Raw genomic sequence first — 18,895 nt, forward strand, 5'->3', positions numbered from 1 at the left:
CGTTGTCGAGCCTGCCGAACGTCCGGGCCGCGCTCACCGAATACATGGGCACGCCGTACAGGGGCTACGACCGGCCGATCTTCCTCGGCCAGGGACTGCTCGACAAGGACGTCCCCGCCCCCTCGGCGCTGTCCCTGTACGCGCAGATGAAGGCCAACAACCAGCCCGTCGAACTGCATGTCTACCCGGACAAGGACCACTCGGGAACGGTGCTGGCCTCGCTGAAGGATTCGACGCCGTTCGTCGCCCGCATCATGCGCTGACCCGCCGGAGGTCTGGATACACCTGGTGCGTGGGGCAGCGCCCATACCAGGTAGTGCGGCGGCGTAGGTCGAGTAGCCGACTACGCTGCCGGGCCTGGCCTGGCGGGCCTACGCTGGTGTGATCGGCCTCACCGGGCCGCAGCCCGTCCCACCATCTCACCAGAGGTCACCCATGAAAAAACGTGGGCCATTGTTGACCATCGCCGCCGTGGCGATACTCGGCCTGATACTGATCGCCATCGCCGTCTTCGACAAACCCGAGGACACCACCGCGCGCACCTCAACGCCACCCGCCACGAGCACCGGCACACCGCCGCCGTCCGGGCCGCCCACTTCGGCCGCTGACCGGACTGCGACAACTCCGTTTCCGCCCAACGCCGACTTCGTCGGGACGCTGCCACCGACATCGGCCAACACCACGACACTCTCGGTCACGGTCGAAGGTGCCAACGTCATCGCCTACGCCTGCGACGGCGCAACCACCGAAACGTGGCTGAGCGGGACCATCACCGACGGGAAGATCGACATCACCGGAAAGAACAACTCGCGGATGACCGGCACCCTCAACGGTGACGACCTCGTCGGAGAGATCGAACTCGGCGACGAGCAGTGGGACTACACCGCCGGTAAGGTCCAGGCGCCTGCGGGACTGTATGTCGCCGAGCAGAACGGTGAGAAGGTGGCCTGGATCGTCGACGCCGCCGGCTCGGTCACCGGAGTCCGGCGCCTGCCCGACGGGACGTTCCGCCCGGCACCCGACCTTCCGATGAAGGATGGCAAGGTCACCGACCCTTCGGTGACCAAGGTGGTCGGACCCGCCGATGTCTCCTGACCAGCCCCGGAATCCTGACCAGCCTCGGAATCCGGGGCAACCCCCGCGCCGGGACACGCCGAGCACCCGGCCCACGCAGCAGATCGCCCGGCCTCCCCAGTTGGCCGGATCCCCGGCAGACGACGCGACGCGGCCGATCGTTCGGCCGGGGAACCCGGCCGGTCCCCAGCGTCCCGGCCCCCAGCATCCCGGTACACCGCCCGGACCTGCCCGCCAGGGTGTCCACCCTGGGCCTCCCGCCCCGTTCGGCCCGGCCCAGCAGGCGCCCTATCCGGGGCCGGGTGCGGGTTTCGGCCCGACCCAGCAGGCCCCGTTCTCGGGCCGCGTACCTCCCGGCCACGTGTCTCCCGGTGGCGCGCACCCGGCGCCGGACCCGCATCCGCCCGGAGTACCCACCGACACCCGGTCGCCGTCACCGGCGGCCGTGTTCGTCCCACTGCTGGTCGGTGCCGCGGTGTCGATCGAACTCGGCGTGTTCGCGAAAGTCCATGAGGCGCAACCAATTTCCTTCGACGTGGCGGGATTCTCCGGACCTGCGTCGATGAAGGCGTGGCTGGCCACCGTCGCGGCTGTGCTCGCACTCACCCAGGTGCTTTCGGCGGTGGTGATGGGCGCAGGATCCGGGAGCCCGAAACGGGCGCTGCGCGTGGTCCATGTGTGGACGGGACGGCTGGCGGTGCTCGTCACGGTCCCCGTGGCGGTGCACTGCCTGTACTCCCTGGGCTTCGACGCCCGCAATGCCCGCGTCCTGCTGCATTCGGTGCTCGGCTGCTTCCTGTACGGCGTCTTCGTCACCAAGATGCTGCTGCTCACGCGGGAATCGGTGCCCAAGTGGGCCGTCCCCGTCGCCGGCGGCATCCTGCTGGCCACGTTCGCCGGCATCTGGGCCACCTCATCGCTGTGGTTCTTCCACAACTCGGGCCCGCAATAGTCTCAGGTTTTCAGGAGTATTCTGTGCCCCGATGTCTACAGAAGAGCTCTTGCCGATCGAAACCCGGAAGCTGGTGGGGTGGTCGCGCACCACACCGATCACCGGGCACGTACTGTCCACGCCGTACCCCGAGGTCATCGCCGAGGCCGTCGCCCGAGTCGCCGACGACAACGCCGACAAGCCCGACTACCTCAAGCGCGGTGTCATCGCCCGTGGCCTGGGCCGTTCGTACAACGAGTCCGGCCAGAACAGCGGTGGCCTGACCGTCGACATGACGCCGCTGCAGCGGATCTACGCCATCGACGCCGACACCGCCACCGTCGACCTCGACGCCGGCGTCAGCCTCGACGCGCTGATGCAGGCGGCGCTGCCGTACGGGCTGTGGGTTCCGGTGCTGCCCGGCACCCGGCAGGTCACCATCGGCGGGGCGATCGCGCACGATATCCACGGCAAGAACCATCACAGCCAGGGCAGCTTCGGCAATCACATCGTCGAGATGCAGCTGCTGGTGGCCGACGGGCGCATCCTCACGCTGACCCCGGACGGTTCCGGCGATGACCCCGACGCGTCGATCTTCTGGGCGACCATCGGCGGTATCGGGCTCACCGGCATCGTGCTGCGGGCCAAGATCCAGATGAAGCGCACCGAGAGCGCGTACTTCATCGCCGATACCGCGCGCACGAGTTCGCTGCAGGAAACCATCGACCTGCATCTGTCCGACGGGTTCGAGGACGGCTACGAGTACGCCTCCGGCTGGTTCGACACCATCAGCGCCCCGCCCAAGCTCGGACGCGGCACGTTCAGCCGCGGCAACCTCGCCCGTGTCGACGAGCTGCCCGCGAAGTACCAGAAGGACCCGCTGAGCTTCAACAACAAGCCGCTGCTGACCTTCCCCGACGTCTTCCCGCGGGGCCTGGCCAACAAGCTGAGCTTCGGCTCGATCGGCGAGGCGTACTACCGGATCGGCCCGCCGAGCGAGGGCAAGGTCAAGAATCTCGCGCAGTTCTATCACATGCTCGACGTGTTCGGTGACTGGAACAACGCCTACGGCCGCGGCGGCGGATTCTGCCAGTACCAGTTCATCGTGCCCACCGGCAACGAAGAAGAGTTCACCCGCACGATCGAGCACATCCAGGCGTCGGGGCACGTCAGCTTCCTCAACGTGATCAAGCTGTTCGGCGACGGCAACAAGGCGCCGCTGAGCTTCCCGTTCAAGGGCTGGAACGTGTGTGTCGACTTCCCCGTCAAGCGGGGGTTGGCCGAGTTCCTCACCGACCTCGACCAGCGGGTCATGGCGATGGGTGGGCGGCTGTACACCGCGAAGGATTCGCGGACGTCGGCGGAGAACTTCCACAAGATGTACCCGCGTATCGACGAGTGGATCGCGGTGCGCCGGCGTATTGACCCGAATCGGGTGTTCATGTCCGACATGGGCCGGCGGCTCGAGCTGGCGTGATCGGTCGCGGGAGGTGGTCACGTCAGGTGTCGAAAGGTCACCGGACCCTTCGTGACCCTCGCTCCTTCGTCGCTTCGGCCTCAGGGATCAAGATGATTGGTCACTTCGGCCTCAGGGATCAAGATGATTGGTCGCTTCGGCCTCAGGGATCACGAAGCGGCACCAGAACTGAAAGAGAGAAATAGATGTTCAACGCCGTCGGCGTTCCCCAATCGATCCTGGTCCTGGGCGGTAGCTCCGAGATCGGGCTGGCCATCACCGAGGAGTATCTGAAGAAGGGGTCGATGCGGGTCGTGCTGGCCACGGTCCCCGGCGATACGGCGGCTGCCGCGGCCGTCGAACAGCTCAAGGCCGCCGGCGCGTCGTCGGTGGAGTGCATCGACTTCGATGCCCGCGCCCCCGAGACCCATCCCGATGTCATCGACAAGGCATTCGCCGGTGGGGACATCGACGTGTCGATCGTCGCGTTCGGTATCCAGGGCGACGACGAGCAGGCGTGGCAGGACCAGAAGCTGGCCGTCGCCGAGGCCGACATCAACTACACGGCCGCGGTGTCGGTGGGTGTGCTGCTGGGGCAGAAGCTGCGTGCGCAGGGGTTCGGACAGATCATCGCTATGAGTTCGGTGGCCGGTGAGCGGGTGCGCCGCTCCAACTTCGTCTACGGCTCCACCAAGGCCGGTCTCGACGGGTTCTATCTCGGCCTCGGTGAGGCGCTGCGCGAATTCGGTATCCGGGTTCTCGTGGTGCGTCCCGGAATGGTCCGCACCCGGCTGTCGGCGCACGTCGCCGAGGCCCCGCTGACCATGAACAAGGAAGACGTGGGCAAGCTCGTGGTGGCCGCCGCCGACAAGGGCAAGGAGATCGTGTGGGCGCCCGCCCCGTTCCGCGTCATCATGTCGGTGCTGCGGCACGTCCCGCGCCCCATCTTCCGCAAGCTGCCGGTGTAGATCCCCCCGTTGGTTGAGGCTCGCAAGCTCGCACCTCAACCGGCGAAGGGGCGGCTGATACAAAGAAGGGCGTGACCGCTACAGCGACCGACACCGTGCCCGCATCCGGCGATACCGGCCGGTCATCGCCCGTGTCGTCGGCGGGTGCACTGGTGGTGGCGGCCGTCGTCGGCGGGGTGGTGGCTTTCGCCGGGCTCGAGGTGATCGCGGCCGTCGACTGGCCGGCCTACAACTCGTCGAATGTGACGCGGTCACTGACGACGCTCGGACAGGTCGTGTCGATCGCGTTCCTGGTGGTCGCGGCGCTGCTGTACCGGTACGGTCGGTCGGCCGTCGGGCAGTTGCTGGCGTCGGTGATCGGCGTGGCCGGGCTGGTGACCGTGACCCTCGGGATGCCGTTGGGGGCTACCAAGCTGTACCTGTTCGGGCTCAGCGTCGATCAGCAGTTCCGCACCGAATACCTGACGCGGCTCACCGACTCGCCGCATCTGTCGGATATGACGTACGCCGACATGCCGCCCTACTATCCGGCCGGCTGGTTCTGGTGGGGTGGGCGATTCGCCGCCGCCCGCGGCCTCGACGGCTGGGAGGCGTACAAGCCGTGGGCGATCATCTCGATGGCCGTGGCCGCGGCGATCGCGGTGGTGCTATGGAACCGGATGGTGGGCACCGACAAGGGTGCCGCCGCCGCACTGGCGGTCACGGTGGCGACGCTGATGTACGCCTCCCCCGAACCCTATTCGGCGGTGCTGATCCTGCTCGGCGTCCCGATGCTGGCGACCGTGCTGTACGCGCTGCGCGGACGATCGCGGCTGGCCGGCGGGGTGGTCGATGACCTGCGCGGTGGGACGAGCTGGGCGGCGGTGGCGGCATCGGGCCTGTTCCTGGGCGTGTGTGCGATGTTCTACACGCTGTACGCGGGACTGTTCGCGTTCGTCGCCTGCCTGCTGGCGCTGTATCTCGCGGGGTCGGGGTGGATGGCCGCCCGCAACTCCTCCCGGCCGGTGGCCGAGGTGCGCGCGGCCCGGCGGCGGGTCGTCGTCGCGGTGGGTGCGCGGTTGGTGGCGATGGCGGCGGTGTCGGGGGTCTTGGCCCTGACGGTGTGGGCGCCGTACCTGCGGGACCGGCTCTCGGGTGAGGCGGCGGGTACCGGAACCGCGACACACTACCTGCCCGAACGTGGTTCGTGGCTGCCGATGCCGATGTTCGAGTGGTCGCTGCTCGGGGCGCTCACCCTGGCCGGGCTGATCTGGGTGGTGCTGCGGTTCCGGGAAAGGACCCTGGCGATGGCGCTGGGTGTCGCCGTCGTCGCCGTATACCTGTTCTGTCTGTTGTCGATGGCCGCGACCGCCGCCGGCACCACCCTGCTGGCGTTCCGCCTCGAACCCGTACTGGTGGCGATCCTTTCCGCCGCAGGTGTTTTTGCTGCCGCCGAGCTGGGTTCGTGGGCGGTGCGGCAGTTCGGCGACGTGCGGACCGTCGTCGGCGTCGTGGCTGTTGCCGCGGCCGTGGCTGTGGCGCAAGGTATTCCGGGACATCTGTCCACCGACATCACCATCGCCTACACCGACACCGACGGCACCGGCCAGCGTGCCGACAAACGGCCCGCGGGCGCCGAGACATACTTCCCGCAGATCAACAAGCTCATCGCCGAACAGACCGGGGCACCGGCGCGCGAGACGATCGTGCTGACCGCTGACTACGGATTCCTGTCGGTGTATCCGTACCGCGGATTCCAGGGACTCACCTCGCACTACGCAAATCCGTTGGCGGAGTTCGACAAACGTGCCGCGGCCATCGCCGACTGGGCGACGTCGATGACGCCCGATGAGTTGATCGGGCACCTCGACAAGTCGCCGTGGCCCGCGCCGGAGGTGTTCCTGTTCCGGCACAGCGACGATGGCTACACATTGCGCCTGGCCCGCGACGTCTACCCCAACGACCCGAACGTCGAACGGTACACCGTCACCTTCAACCCGAAGGTCTTCGCCGACAACCATTTCCAGGTCACAGCGGTCGGTCCGTTCGTACTGGTAGTCCGGAAAGCAAGGTAATCGGAATCCTGGTGCCAGGATGTGACATCAGGATTCCGAATTGGTGTGAGTTCTTAAGAGGTGAGGAGTAAGCATGGGTGAGATGATCGTGTCGCAGGTCGACGCCGGGGCGTCGACGGCGTATCTGGTGGAGACACAGGTCGTGAATTGGGTTCTGCTGCAAGAGGGTACCGATCTCACGCTGATCGACGGCGGGTATCCGGGGCAGGCCGACGCCGTGGTGGAGTCCATTGAGCGGATCGGTCGACGGCCCGAGGACATCCGCGGCGCGCTGCTCACCCACGCCCACGTCGACCATCTCGGCGGGCTGGTGAAACTCCAGCAGCGCTACGGATTCGACGTCTACATGGATCCGATCGAGGTGGCCCACGCCCGACGCGACTATCTCCAACAGGCCAACGCGGCCACCCTGGCGAGCATCCCGCTACGCAATTGGCCGCTGGTGCTGCGGTGGCTGAGCCGGGTGACCCCGCTCGGCGTGCTCAGCCGCAAAGGTCTCGACGGAATAGCTTTCGGCCAGACCGGCCCTCTCGATCTGCCAGGTTCTCCCGAACCCGTTGCCGCACACGGACATACCGATGGTCACAGCGCCTACCTCGTCGCCGGCGGCCAGGGGTTGGTGTCCGGTGACTCCCTTGTCAGCGGTCACGAGGTCTCCCGCATCACCGGACCGCAGTGCCTGCACGGCGCGTTCCAGCACGACGCCGCCGCCAACCGGCGCGCCGTCGAACACTTCACCACCCTCGACGCCGACACTCTGCTTGCCGGCCACGGCCCGTTCCACCGGGGCAGCGTCGCCAAAGCCGCACAGCAAGCCCTCAACCTCGCCAACTGATGCCTATGTGGAACGGTCTCAGGCACTGAGCAGTGTCACACCTACGGCCCATGTGGAACGGTCTCAGGCACTGAGCAGCGTTACACCCACGGCCTGATAGGTCGGTTCGGCACGACGATCGAAAGTCAGCAGCGGCAAGCCGTGCTGGACTGCGGCGGCACCGACGAGCGCGTCGTATACAGATCCACCTGATATGCCCAGCGCCGCGAAGGACCCGATCAGATCGGCACACCGTTCAGCTGGGAGGAACCGGCTCTGCGGGAAATTGGTGGCGATGAGCCGGGCCGCGGCCGCCGCCGACAACCGTTGCGGCGGTGGAAGCCTGGTCAGTACCGAGTACGTTTCGAATGTCGCATGCCCGCTCAATCCGAGCTGTCGCCCGCGAACAGCGGCGACCGCGCTGTCATGACCGTCCTGACCTGGCCGCACAAGTGCGATCGCGGCACTCGTGTCGAGAAGGATCAGGTCAGCGTTGGTCGCCAAGGCGCAGCTCCCGGATGTCGTCGGCTGAAAGCTCCGGACCACCCGCGGGAAGCATCAGCAGGCCATCCGATTCGATGAGCTGATCGGTCACCACGGGTTCGATCACCAGCGCGCTGCCCGACACCGTGATCTCTATTTCGCCCGGCTCGAGTCCGATCCGCGCACGCAGTTCCTTCGGGACGACGATGCGCCCCGAGCGATCGATGGTTGTTCTCATGGCATCAATGGTGCCATGAAAATGGCATCGGGTAGGTGCGGTGCGCCGGACCGCATAACGTAGTCGCCATGACTGAGACCCCGCAATCACCTCACCTGCCGATCCTGCTGCTCAACGGGCCCAACCTGAACACGCTCGGGACGCGGCAGCCGGAGGTGTACGGCACCGATACCCTTGCCGACGTCGTCGAGCTCGCCGAACGCACCGCCGCCGAACTCGGCTTCGGAGTGCGGGCGCTGCAGACCAACCACGAGGGCGAGATGATCGACGCCATCCACGAGGCGGTGGGCAAGATCAGCGGGATAGTCATCAATCCGGCGGGGTGGACGCACACTTCGGTGGCCCTGGCCGACGCGTTGGTGATCCCCGACGTGCCGATCATGGAAGTGCACATCAGCAACGTGCACAAACGGGAGAAGTTCCGGCAGCATTCGTATGTGTCGCCGATCGCGTCGGGCATCGTCGCCGGTTACGGCATCCGCGGCTACGAGTTCGCGGTCAGACGCCTGGCCGAGCTCGTCGGCTAGCCGGTTCAGCGGCGCCCGTTCAGGTGCGAGGCGCCTGGCCGAGCTCGTCGGCTGGTACCCGGCGACTACGATCACTGATTGTGCCAGCGCCGACCGTTCGACGAGCAAAACTTCTCGCCATCGTCACCGGACTTCTGGGACTGGTACTTGCCCTGGCCACACCGTTGATGCCGGTGAAGCAGACCAGCGCCGAAATCGACTGGCCCGCGCAGACCGGGCCGGTGACGTCGGTGTCGGCGCCGCTGACGGCGTATGTGCCGGTCACAATGTCGGCGACGATCCCGTGTGCGGCGATCGATCACCTCGGACCCGACGGCACCGTGTTGCTGTCAACCACACCGAAGGACGCCGAGAAGTCGGCGCAACGCGGCCTGATCGTCCGCAAGACCGGTAGCAGCAACGGGACTTCTGTCGAGGTCGTCATCCGCAATGTGCCGATCGTCGCGGCCACCGTGGCGCAGATGCGGGCCCAGGATTGCCGCGCCATCACCGTCCGGGCCACCGCCGACGAGGTCAGCGCCGAGTTCGTCGGCATGAGCGGTGACGACGGCACACCGCTCGCCGGAACCACCGCGACCCGCATCTCCCCCACCTATCAGGCCGACGAACGACCGCAGGTGACGGGCCTGTTCACCGACCTGACCGGCGACGTATCCGAGCTCACATCCGCACCACCGGCAACTTCGGCCGACGACCTGGCCCGGCTCAACGCGCACGTCGTCATCGATTCCCGGTACGCCACCTCCCCCTCCCTGCTGAAGCTGCTGACGCTGATCATCGGCATCGCGTGCACCCTGCTCTCGCTGGCGGCGCTGGCCGCCCTCGACGCGACCGACGGCCGGCGCCACCGACGGATCTTCCCGGCCCGCTGGTGGCGGCTGCGGCCCCGCGACTACGTGGTGATCGGGGCACTGCTGGTGTGGCACCTGGTCGGGCCCAACACCTCCGACGACGGCTACCTGCTCACCATGTCGCGGGTGGCGCAGAACAGCGACTACACGGCCAACTATTTCCGCTGGTACGGGGCGCCCGAGGCACCCTTCGGCTGGTACTACGAGGTGTTCGGCTGGCTCAGCCAGATCTCGGTGGCCAGCCCATGGGTGCGGCTGCCCGCGCTGGCCTGCGGCATCGCGGTATGGCTGATCGTCAGCCACGAGATCCTGCCGCGCCTGGGTCGGGCCGCGCTGGCCCGGCCGGTGGTCGGCTGGACGGCCGCGTTCGTGTTCCTGGCCTCCTGGTTTCCGTTCAACAACGGTCTGCGGCCCGAACCGATCATCTGCCTGGGCGTGATGCTCACCTGGTGTTCGGTGGAACGGGCCATCGCCACCGGACGTCTGCTGCCGGCCGCGCTCGCCTGCCTGTTCGGCGCGTTCAGCGTGGCCGCCGGGCCGACCGGGCTGCTGGCGGTGGCGGCGCTGATCGCCGGCGCCCGGCCGATGATCACCGCGCTGGTCAAGCGGGCACGGGTCATCACCGACCTCACCACCGACACCGACCGGGCCCCGCGCACGAACCGGCCCGGCATACCGAAACCCGCCGACCTGTGGTCGTCGGCGGCATTGATCGCCCCGATCCTGGCGGCCGGCACGTTCGTGCTGTTCGTGGTGTTCTCGGATCTGACGCTACGGTCGTTCACCGACTCGTCGTCGATGAAGACCGACCTGGGTCCGTCGATGCACTGGTACGACGAGATCAGCCGGTACACCGCACTGTTCTCATATTCTGCCGACGGCTCCCTGGCCAGGCGGTTCGCGGTATTGGCGATGCTGCTGGGCCTGGTGGTATCGGCATCGGTGCTGATCCGCAAGAACCGTATCCCCGGCACCGCGCTCGGCCCGTCGCGACGCATCGTCGGGATCACCTTCGCCTCGCTGGTGTTCCTGATGTTCACCCCCACCAAGTGGACACACCACTTCGGGGTGTTCGCCGGGCTCGCTGCGGCACTCGCGGCGATCGCCGCCATCGCGGCAAGCCATTCGGCGATGCACTCCCGCCGCAACCGGACTTTGTTCGCGGCGTTGGTGCTGTTCATCGGCGGTTTCTCGTTCGCTTCCCCCAACTCGTACTACTACTACTCGGCATGGGGGATGCCGTGGGGCTGGGCACAGACCAAGTTCGGGCCGGTGATGCTGCACGAGGCGTTCCTGTACGCGTCGCTCGCGCTGCTGGTGGTGGCGTTGTGGTTCCACTTCCGCGAACCGTTCGTCGGCGCCGACCCCACCGAACGTCCGCACACCGATGCGCCCGAACCGGGCCGCGCCGCACTCGCCCTCGGCCGAGTGTGGCGTTCGGTGGCCGGCGCCCCGCTCGCCTACCTGGCGGCGGCCGTCGTCGCGTTCGAGCTGCTCACGGCCATTTTCACCGGCATCAACCAGAGCCGCTCATTCTCGGTGCCGCAGTCCAATCTGGCCGCGCTCACCGGTAAGCAGTGCGCGATGGCCGACAAGGTCTGGGTCGAGACCGACCCGAACCGGGACATGCTGACACCTGTCGACGCCACGCTGGAGAATCCGCTCGGTGGTTCGCCGGCCCGGCCCGGTGCCGACGCCAACTACGGTTTCAGCCCGGACGGGGTGCCCGACGAGCTGTACTCGGTGACGTCGTCGGGATCGCTCGGTGTGCTCGCCGGCAACGCCACGGCCGCACCCGACGTGCTGCGATCCAATCCGGGCGGTACGGGCGGCGGAGTCCTCGACACCCCCGGCGTCAACGGCAGCCATGCCGCGCTGCCGTTCGGGCTCGACCCGGCCACCACCCCGGTGCTGGGCAGCTACTCCGAAACCGACCCCGTCCCGGCGCGACTCACCACCGGCTGGTACGCGCTGCCCGCGAACTGGCGCGACCGTCCCCTGCTGACGATGTCGGTGGCCGGGCAGTTCGACACCCCCGAGGTGATGCTCGAATACACCACCACCCCGATCACCCCCGGCATCCGGGACGACGACCTGTTCACGACGGGTGAGACCACCCTCATCGACCCGGGACCGCGGCCGTCGTGGCGCAACCTGCGGTACGAGACCGACGACCTGCCCACCGGCATCACCGCGGTGCGGGTGCGCGTCGTCGACGACAACCTGTCCGACGGACGGTTCGTCGCACTCACCCCGCCCCGGGTTCCGCAGATGGCGACGCTACAGGAGGTCGTCGGCAGCGACGATCCGGTGCACATCGACTGGACGTCGGGGCTGGCGTTCCCGTGCCAGCGCCCGTTCACCCATCGTGCGGGGGTCGCCGAGATCCCGCGGTGGCGGATCAAGCCCGGAGCGGATCTGGCGGCGGCGGTGTCGGCGTGGCAGAACTCCTTCGGTGGCGGCCCGGTCGGCTGGATGGAGCTGTCGCAGCAGCCAACGGCTCTGGCCACGTACCTGCCCGGCGACATCGGGCGCGACTGGGGCGCCCTGGAACGGTTTACGCCGTACAACGGGGTGACGCAGGAGGCCGATATCGTCAAGCGCACGGTCACCCGCAGCGGCCTGTGGAGTCCGGCGCACCTGCGATACTGAGTATTCCGACAACCGAGTACCCGAGGGTATTGAACCCTCCGGAGTGCTGATGCGGTACTGCGCACAATCGCCGGTGGCATACGATCAGACATCGTGTCCACCAGCACCCGGCTTCCCGATCCCACCGCACCCAGGCTGCGGTTGATCGCCCTGGTGGCCGGACTGATCGGCATCCTCGCGTGTGCGCTGACCCCGCTGCTGCCGGTCACCACCACCGAGGCGACGATCACCTGGCCGCAGGGGCAGAAGCTGAGCGGGGACAACTCTTCCGTGTCGGCGCCGCTGATCGCGCAGACCCCGCGCACGCTCGACGCGCGCATCCCGTGTTCGCTGCTCGCCGACGCACCCGCCACCTCGCAGGCCCCAGGTATCCGGGAAACCGCCGGAACCACCGTCACCCGGCCCACGGTCGTCGTGTCGACGACACCCTACGACGCACCGAACGCCAAGGGTTCGGGCATGTTCGTGATCGCCACCCGCGACGCCGTGACCGTCACCTTCCGCAACAATGTCGCCGCCCGCGCCACCCGCGCCGACCTGCGCCGATGCTCGGTCCTGCGGATCTGGTCGGCCCCCACCGGACCGGGTGCGCGGTTCGTCGGCGCCGGTCCGGCGACCACCCTCGAACCCGACAAACGCCCCAAGGTCAACGGCATCTACAGCGACCTGCCCCCCGAGCAGATCAAGGCCGCGCAGATCAAGGCCGCCGGGGGCCTGCGGATGAGCGTGGCCGTCGACAACCGGTACGAGAACTCACCGTCGGCGATCAAACTGCTGGTGATGGCCGTCGCGGTGCTCGCGGTGCTGGTCGCGCTGTGGGCGCTGTGGCAGCTCGATCGAGCCCGGTTCGGTGCGCGGTCGCGGCCGTCAGTGTCCCGGCTCGTGCGGATGCGCCCGACCGATGTGCTGGTCACGACGACGCTGGCGGTGTGGACGTTCCTGGGCGCCGGTTCGCCCGACGACGGCTACATCCTCAACATGGGCCGCACCGCGGATGATTTCGGCTACCTGGCCAACTACTACCGCTTCTACGGCATCCCCGAGGCGCCGTTCGACTGGTACTACTCGTTCCTCGGTCACTGGTCGTCGGTGTCGACGTCGCTGCTGTGGCTGCACGTGCCGCAGCTCGTCGCGGGCCTGGTGTCGTGGTTCGTGCTGTCGCGGGTGCTGCTGCCGCGCCTCGGGCCAGCGGTCAGCCGGGGCGGTTGGCCGGTGTGGGCGGCGGCGCTGACGTTTGCCGCATTCTGGTTGCCGTTCGCGTCCGGCCTGCGCAGCGAGACCGTCATCGTGCTCGGTTCGCTGCTCACCTGGTGGGCGGCCGAATCGGCAATCACGACGCGGCGGCTGCTGCCCGCGGCCCTGGCCGCGCTGACGGCGGGGCTGACGCTGGGGGTGGCGCCGCACGGGGTGATCGGAGTGGCGATCCTGCTGGTCGCCGCCCGGCCTATGCTGCACGTACTGCTCGATCGCTGCGACGACCGCTCACGGTGGCTGTCGGCGGTGAGCCTGGCCGCACCGCTGGTCGCGTCGGGGACGCTGGTGCTGGTGGTGATGTTCCGCGAACAGACCCTGGCCACCGTCTACGAGACGGTCAAGATCCGGTGGAGCGTGGGGCCGGTCATCCCCTGGTACCAGGAGTTCATGCGGTACTACTTCATGTCGGTGGCCACCGACGACGCCGCGCTGGCCCGCCGCGTGCCGCTGCTGCTCCTGCTCGCCTGCGTCGTGGTCACCGTGGCGGTTCTGTTGCGGCGCAGCCACATTCCGGGCCTGAACAACGGTCCGGTATGGCGGCTGATCGGGGGTGTCGGAGTGACCCTGCTGCTGCTGGCGTTCACGCCCACCAAGTGGACCATCCAGTTCGGGGTGCTGGCCGGGCTCGGCGCGGCGCTCGCCGCGACGGCCACCGTGGCGGTGGTGACCGCGGCACGCAGTTCCACCCGCAACCTGACGGTGTTCATCTCCGGGCTGTTGTTCGCGATGGCGGCGGCACTGGCCGGGTACAACGCGTGGGCCTACGTCTACGACTTCGACATCGCCTGGTTCGACCGGGCCCCGCGGATTCTGAACATCGACCTGTCCGCTGCGGCGCTGGCGCTGGCGGTGCTGGCCGCCGCGCTGGCCGCCTGGCAGCATCTGCGCCAGGACTATGTCGCGCACCGGGGTATCGCGCACACCGACAGCGCACACACCGGTGACGCGGGTGACCGACGGCGGCTGCTGGCGGCGTCGTCGCCGATCGCGGTGATCGCCGCACTCATCCTGCTCGTCGACGTGGTGGTGTTCGCCAAGGCCGCGATCACCCGCGCACCCGCCCCCACCATCCTGTCGGAGCATCTGAATGCGTTGGGCGGCAACAGTTGTGGTCTGGCCGACAAAGTGCTGGTGGAGATCGACCCCAATGCGGGGATGCTGACACCCGCGGGTGGACTCTCGGCGACCGAAGCGCTGTCGGGCACGAGGTCCGTCGGTTTCACCCCGGACGGTATCCCCACCGACCTGTATCCCAAGGGCCAGGTGCGCCGCCCCGGGCGCATGAACGTCGACCACACCGTCGCCAAGGCGTTCATCGTCACCGGCGGCCTGGGTGCGGGCACCACCGGCGGCACCGGACCCAAGACGGTCAACGGTTCGACCGCCGCATTGCCATTCGGTCTGGACCCGGCGCGCACCCCCGTGCTCGGCAGTTACGGATACAGGGGTGAGGCCCGGCTGACGACCGGCTGGTACGAGCTGCCCGCGCGGCGTTCGGTGTCACCGTTGCTGGTGTTCGCCACCGCCGGGGCCGTCTCCACCGTCGACGCCTACGGGGTGCGCACCTTCGGCCAGAAGCTGGTGGTCCAGTTCGGAAAAGGGGGCCCGGCAGGACAATTCGAGAAGTTCGGGGACGATGTGCTGCCCATCGACCCCGGCCCACAGATCATGAACATGCCGTGGCGCAACCTCCGCATCCCGATGTCGCGGGTACCCGCTGACGCCACGGTGATGCGATTGTCGTTGCTGGACAACAATCTTGGTCCGAAACAGTTCATCGCCATCACCGGCCCCCGGGCGCCGCGGCTACGCACCCTGCAGCAGGTGGTGGGCGAGAACACCCCGACGTTGATCGATTTCAGTGCGGCAGCACACTTCCCGTGTCAGCGACCGATGCAGGTTCGGCACGGCGTTGCGGAGGTGCCCCGCTGGCGCATCCTGCCCGACTACATCGTCGCCAACTCCCAGTCCAAGACGTGGCAGCGTGGCACCGACGGCGGTCTGCTCGGCATCTCGCAGGCCACGACCACGGCGCAGGCGGTGCCGACATATCTGAAGGACGACTGGGTGCGCGACTGGGGCGCGCTCGAACGGCTGATCCCGTTCGCGCCCGACCCGCCCCCGGCCGCCGTGCGAGCCACCGACATCACACAGTGGGGCTGGTCGCGGACCAGTTCGATCAGGCTGGAGCCGGACACCGATGACGACTGACACAGCACCGGGCACGAGCACCGCCGCACCGGACCGCACCCGGCTGTGGCGAATCGTCGCCGTCGTCGCCGGCCTGATCGGTGCCGTCCTGGCGATCCCGATGCCGCTGCTGCCGGTGAAACAGACCACGGCCGAACTGAATTGGCCGCAGAATGACTCCGTCGGCAATGTGTCGGCACCACTGGCCTCGTTCGTGCCGATCGACATGTCGATGACGGTGCCATGTTCGCTGGCTGCGCACCTGCCCCGCGAGGGCGGCGTCCTGGTGTCGACGATGCCGTCGAAGGGCCAATCCGCCTCGGCACGTGGACTTTTCGTCCGGGCCACCGCAGACTCGCTGACGGTGACCGACCGTGACCTGGTGCTGGTGAGCACCGATCGTCGTGCCGCGCAGTCGAATCCGGACTGCCGCATCAAGTTCTCCGCCGACGGCACCCGCACCCAGGCGCGGTTCGCCGGCATCCCCGCGTCGGCGGACCCCGACGACGAGGACGGTCCGCAGACCGAATTCACCCTCGATGACCAGCAGATGCGTCCGCAGATCGTCGGCGTCTACACCGCGCTGCCCGCCGGCGTTCCGCGCGACGGACTGTCGCTGCACGCCACGATCGACACCCGGTACGTGTCCTCCCCCACGGTGCTGAAACTCGTCGCGATCGTCCTCGGTGTGCTGCTGACGCTGGCGTCGCTGGTGGCGCTGCACATGCTCGACGTCCGCGACGGCCGCCGCCATCGACGTTTCCTTCCTGCGGGCTGGTTCAGCATCCGTCCGCCCGACGTGGTGGTGGCCGCGATCCTGGGCTTCTGGTGGATCGCCGGCGCCAACACCTCCGACGACGGCTACAACTTCGTCGTCGGCCGCATCACCGCCGACGCCGGTTACGCCGACAACTATTTCCGCTATTTCGGGGTGCCGCAGGACCCGTTCGGCTGGCATTTCCAGGTGATCTCGTGGATGTCGCAGATCTCGGTCGCCGGGCCGTGGATGCGCCTGCCCGCGTTCGCGCTCGGGCTGCTCGGCTGGTGGCTGATCAGCCGGGAGGTGATCGGGCGGCTGGGCCGCACGGTGCGGCATTCGTCGCCCGCGGTGTGGTCGGCGGCGTTCGTATTCCTGGCGATGTGGCTGCCGTACAACAACGGTCTGCGGCCCGAACCCGCCGAGGCCGTCGGTGCGCTGCTCACCTGGTGCTGCGTGGAGCGGGCCATCGCCACCCGCAGGTTGCTGCCGTACGCGGTGGGTGTGGTGACCGCCGCGTTCACGCTGGCACTGGCCCCCGGCGGGCTGATGGCGGTAGCCGCGCTGCTGGCCGGTATCCGGCCGATCGTCAAGACCGTCGTAACCCGGCTCGAGCCGAAGGACCGGTGGCTCAGCCTGGCGGCGATGCTCGCACCCATCCTGGCCGCCGGGACCGCGGTGCTGTTCCAGATCTTCGCCGACCAGCCGCTCGGGGTGCTGCTGGAGGGCAGCAGGGTGGCCACCGACGTCGGCCCGACGATGGAGTGGTGGCAGGAGCCGGTGCGGTACTACTGGCTCGATCTGCCCACCGCCGACGGCACCCTCGCGCGCCGGTTCGGGGTGCTGGCGATGATCCTGTGCCTGGTCGTCGTCCTGCTGCGGCTGTTGCGCCGCGAACACCCGAACGGCATTGCCCGCGCACCCATCTGGCGCCTGGTGGCGGTCACCCTGGGCACGATGTTCCTGATCTCGTTCACCCCCACCAAGTGGACGCACCACTTCGGTGTGTACGCGGGTATCGCGGGCGCGCTGGCCGCGGTGGCCGGTGCGATGATGTCGCCGGCGATTCTGCGGTCCCGGCGCAACCGGACGTTCTTCGCCGCCGCCGTGCTCGTCATCATGGGAATCTCGTTCGCCGGGCCCAACGGCTACTGGTTCGTCGGCAGTTACGGTGTGCCGTGGTGGGATCGGGCGCCCCGGATCGCGGGCGTCGACCTGTACTGGTTCATCCTGGCCGCGGCCATTGTCACCGCGCTGGCCGGGCTGTGGTTCCACTTCCGCGACGACTTCGTCGACGAGCAGACTCGCACCCGCGGCGGTGACCACTGGTATTCGAAGCTTAAATTCGCTCCGCTGCCGGTGATCTCACTGCTGATGGTGTTGTTCATGGTGGCCTCACTGGCCAAAGGCGCCTATGGACAGCGTGATTCGTGGTCGTGGGCCAAGTCGAATATCGCTGCATTCCAGGGAAATTCGTGTGCGCTGGCCGAGGACGTCATGGTGGAGGCAGATCCGACCACCGCACTGCTCACACCCGCCGCCGTCGGCGGAAAGCCCACACCGTCCGCGGCCGTCGCACTGGCCGGACGCTCAACCGGTTTCACCCCGAACGGTATCCCCGAATCGGTGATGATCGACGCCACCGAGGAGGAGGCCACCGACGAGGGTACGGACGAGTCGGCCGGCGCCGGGGACTCCGGCAGTACTGAAAGCACCAACAGCACAGACGATTCCGGAAGTGACGAAACCGGCGACACCGAAACCGGTGACACCGAATCCGGCGGAACACCGGTGACCCCGGCGAGCACCCGTGCACCCGGCATCAACGGTTCGACGGCACGCCTGCCGTTCGGCCTCGACCCCGCCCGCACCCCCGTTCTCGGCAACGCCACCACGCCGGGAACGTCGTCGCTGACCACCGGCTGGTACCGGCTGCCCGCCCGGTCGGCGGACCGGCCGCTGCTGACCGTCGCCGTCGCCGGCTTCGTCGCCGCCACCGATCCCGTCGGCGCGGCGGTTCCCGGCCGCACGGTGGTCGCCGAGTTCGGCCGTACCGGCAAGAACGGTGCCGTTCTTCCCATCGCCCGCCTGGCCCCGCGCGACGTCATCGACCCGCCGACGTGGCGCAACCTGCGGTTCCCCCTCGCCGACGCACCGCCCCGCGCCACCCTGGTCCGCATCGTCGTCGACGAAAAGGCCGCCCCCGGTCAGTGGGTGGCGCTCACCCCACCCCGGGTTCCGAAGCTGGCCACCCTCAATGACGTCGTCGGCAGCACCGACCCGGTGTTCATCGACTGGGTCGTCGGGCTGGTGTTCCCCTGCCAACGCCCGATGCGCGTGCAGAACGGCATCCTGGAAGTGCCCAAGTGGCGGATCATGCCCGACGCCGAGGCCACCAAGAAGAACAGCCAGACCTGGATGTCGGGCAAGTCCGGCGGCCCCCTCGGCATCAGCACCGGCCTGCTCACCCCGACGCTGGTCCCCACCTACCTGCGCAACAACTGGGGTCGCGACTGGGGTGGCCTGCAACGCTTCACCGAGATCGTCCCCGCCCCACCGGCCGACCTCACCCTCGGCACCGCCCGCCGCTCCGGCCTGTGGAACCCGGCCCCCATGCGTTCGGTCGGCTACTGACAATCTGCCGCG

At 68.2% G+C, this 18,895-nt stretch carries 13 protein-coding genes; 11 read left to right on the plus strand and 2 right to left on the minus strand.

Translation table 11 applies throughout. The annotated features are described in order from the left end of the window. The 7 genes from KDB67_RS04275 to KDB67_RS04305 all read left to right on the plus strand — a co-directional run. The coding region (locus KDB67_RS04275) for a prolyl oligopeptidase family serine peptidase (protein ID WP_291012813.1) at positions 1–263 on the plus strand (263 nt) is incomplete at its 5' end. A gap of 193 nt (positions 264–456) precedes the next feature. Further along, on the plus strand, positions 457–1,095 hold the full coding sequence (locus tag KDB67_RS04280; protein ID WP_291012815.1) for a hypothetical protein: 639 nt from the start codon (positions 457–459) through the stop codon (positions 1,093–1,095). Beyond that, positions 1,085–2,026, plus strand: coding sequence for a DUF6529 family protein (locus KDB67_RS22350; RefSeq protein WP_324387946.1), 942 nt, complete (start codon positions 1,085–1,087; stop codon positions 2,024–2,026). The genes KDB67_RS04280 and KDB67_RS22350 overlap by 11 nt, the downstream gene beginning before the upstream one ends. Positions 2,027–2,057: 31 nt before the next feature. Next, positions 2,058–3,482, plus strand: coding sequence for an FAD-binding oxidoreductase (locus tag KDB67_RS04290; RefSeq protein WP_291012817.1), 1,425 nt, complete (start codon positions 2,058–2,060; stop codon positions 3,480–3,482). Between the two features lie 185 nt (positions 3,483–3,667). Next, positions 3,668–4,429, plus strand: coding sequence for a decaprenylphospho-beta-D-erythro-pentofuranosid-2-ulose 2-reductase (locus tag KDB67_RS04295; protein WP_291012819.1), 762 nt, complete (start codon positions 3,668–3,670; stop codon positions 4,427–4,429). A gap of 95 nt (positions 4,430–4,524) precedes the next feature. Next, on the plus strand, positions 4,525–6,483 hold the full coding sequence (locus tag KDB67_RS04300; protein WP_291012897.1) for an arabinofuranosyltransferase: 1,959 nt from the start codon (positions 4,525–4,527) through the stop codon (positions 6,481–6,483). Positions 6,484–6,556: 73 nt separating this feature from the next. Then, positions 6,557–7,318 (plus strand): MBL fold metallo-hydrolase, encoded by a 762-nt coding sequence (locus KDB67_RS04305; protein ID WP_291012821.1) that lies wholly within the window; start codon positions 6,557–6,559, stop codon positions 7,316–7,318. Between the two features lie 63 nt (positions 7,319–7,381). On the opposite strand, the gene KDB67_RS04310 is transcribed toward KDB67_RS04305, so the two are convergent. Together KDB67_RS04310 and KDB67_RS04315 are read right to left on the minus strand one after the other, a co-directional pair. Next, entirely contained in the window at positions 7,382–7,801 is a 420-nt protein-coding gene (locus KDB67_RS04310; RefSeq protein ID WP_291012824.1) for a type II toxin-antitoxin system VapC family toxin, read from the minus strand. Then, positions 7,785–8,018 (minus strand): AbrB/MazE/SpoVT family DNA-binding domain-containing protein, encoded by a 234-nt coding sequence (locus tag KDB67_RS04315; protein WP_291012826.1) that lies wholly within the window; start codon positions 8,016–8,018, stop codon positions 7,785–7,787. The genes KDB67_RS04310 and KDB67_RS04315 overlap by 17 nt, the downstream gene beginning before the upstream one ends. Before the next feature lie 68 nt (positions 8,019–8,086). Between KDB67_RS04315 and aroQ the strand changes: the two genes are divergently transcribed. From aroQ to KDB67_RS04335, 4 genes are all read left to right on the plus strand, one after another. Then, a complete protein-coding gene (gene aroQ, locus KDB67_RS04320; RefSeq protein ID WP_291012828.1) occupies positions 8,087–8,545 on the plus strand; it encodes a type II 3-dehydroquinate dehydratase in 459 nt (152 codons plus the stop codon). A gap of 80 nt (positions 8,546–8,625) precedes the next feature. Beyond that, positions 8,626–12,048, plus strand: coding sequence for an arabinosyltransferase domain-containing protein (locus KDB67_RS04325; RefSeq protein ID WP_291012830.1), 3,423 nt, complete (start codon positions 8,626–8,628; stop codon positions 12,046–12,048). A 90-nt stretch (positions 12,049–12,138) separates the two neighbouring features. Beyond that, entirely contained in the window at positions 12,139–15,513 is a 3,375-nt protein-coding gene (locus KDB67_RS04330) for an arabinosyltransferase domain-containing protein (RefSeq protein ID WP_291012900.1), read from the plus strand. Next, positions 15,503–18,883, plus strand: a complete 3,381-nt coding sequence (locus KDB67_RS04335; protein ID WP_291012832.1) for an arabinosyltransferase domain-containing protein — start codon at positions 15,503–15,505, stop codon at positions 18,881–18,883. The genes KDB67_RS04330 and KDB67_RS04335 overlap by 11 nt, the downstream gene beginning before the upstream one ends. The last annotated feature ends 12 nt before the right edge of the window (positions 18,884–18,895 follow it).

The sequence above is a fragment of the Gordonia sp. (in: high G+C Gram-positive bacteria) genome (genome assembly GCF_020438995.1).
GTDB lineage: Bacteria > Actinomycetota > Actinomycetes > Mycobacteriales > Mycobacteriaceae > Gordonia.

Coding starts and splice junctions, on each gene's coding strand:
- KDB67_RS22350 (WP_324387946.1), top strand. CDS start 1,085: ATGTCTCCTGACCAGCCCCGGAATCCTGACCAGCCTCGGAATCCGGGG.
- KDB67_RS04290 (WP_291012817.1), top strand. CDS start 2,058: ATGTCTACAGAAGAGCTCTTGCCGATCGAAACCCGGAAGCTGGTGGGG.
- KDB67_RS04295 (WP_291012819.1), top strand. CDS start 3,668: ATGTTCAACGCCGTCGGCGTTCCCCAATCGATCCTGGTCCTGGGCGGT.
- KDB67_RS04305 (WP_291012821.1), top strand. CDS start 6,557: ATGGGTGAGATGATCGTGTCGCAGGTCGACGCCGGGGCGTCGACGGCG.
- KDB67_RS04315 (WP_291012826.1), bottom strand. CDS start 8,018: ATGAGAACAACCATCGATCGCTCGGGGCGCATCGTCGTCCCGAAGGAA.
- aroQ (WP_291012828.1), top strand. CDS start 8,087: ATGACTGAGACCCCGCAATCACCTCACCTGCCGATCCTGCTGCTCAAC.
- KDB67_RS04335 (WP_291012832.1), top strand. CDS start 15,503: ATGACGACTGACACAGCACCGGGCACGAGCACCGCCGCACCGGACCGC.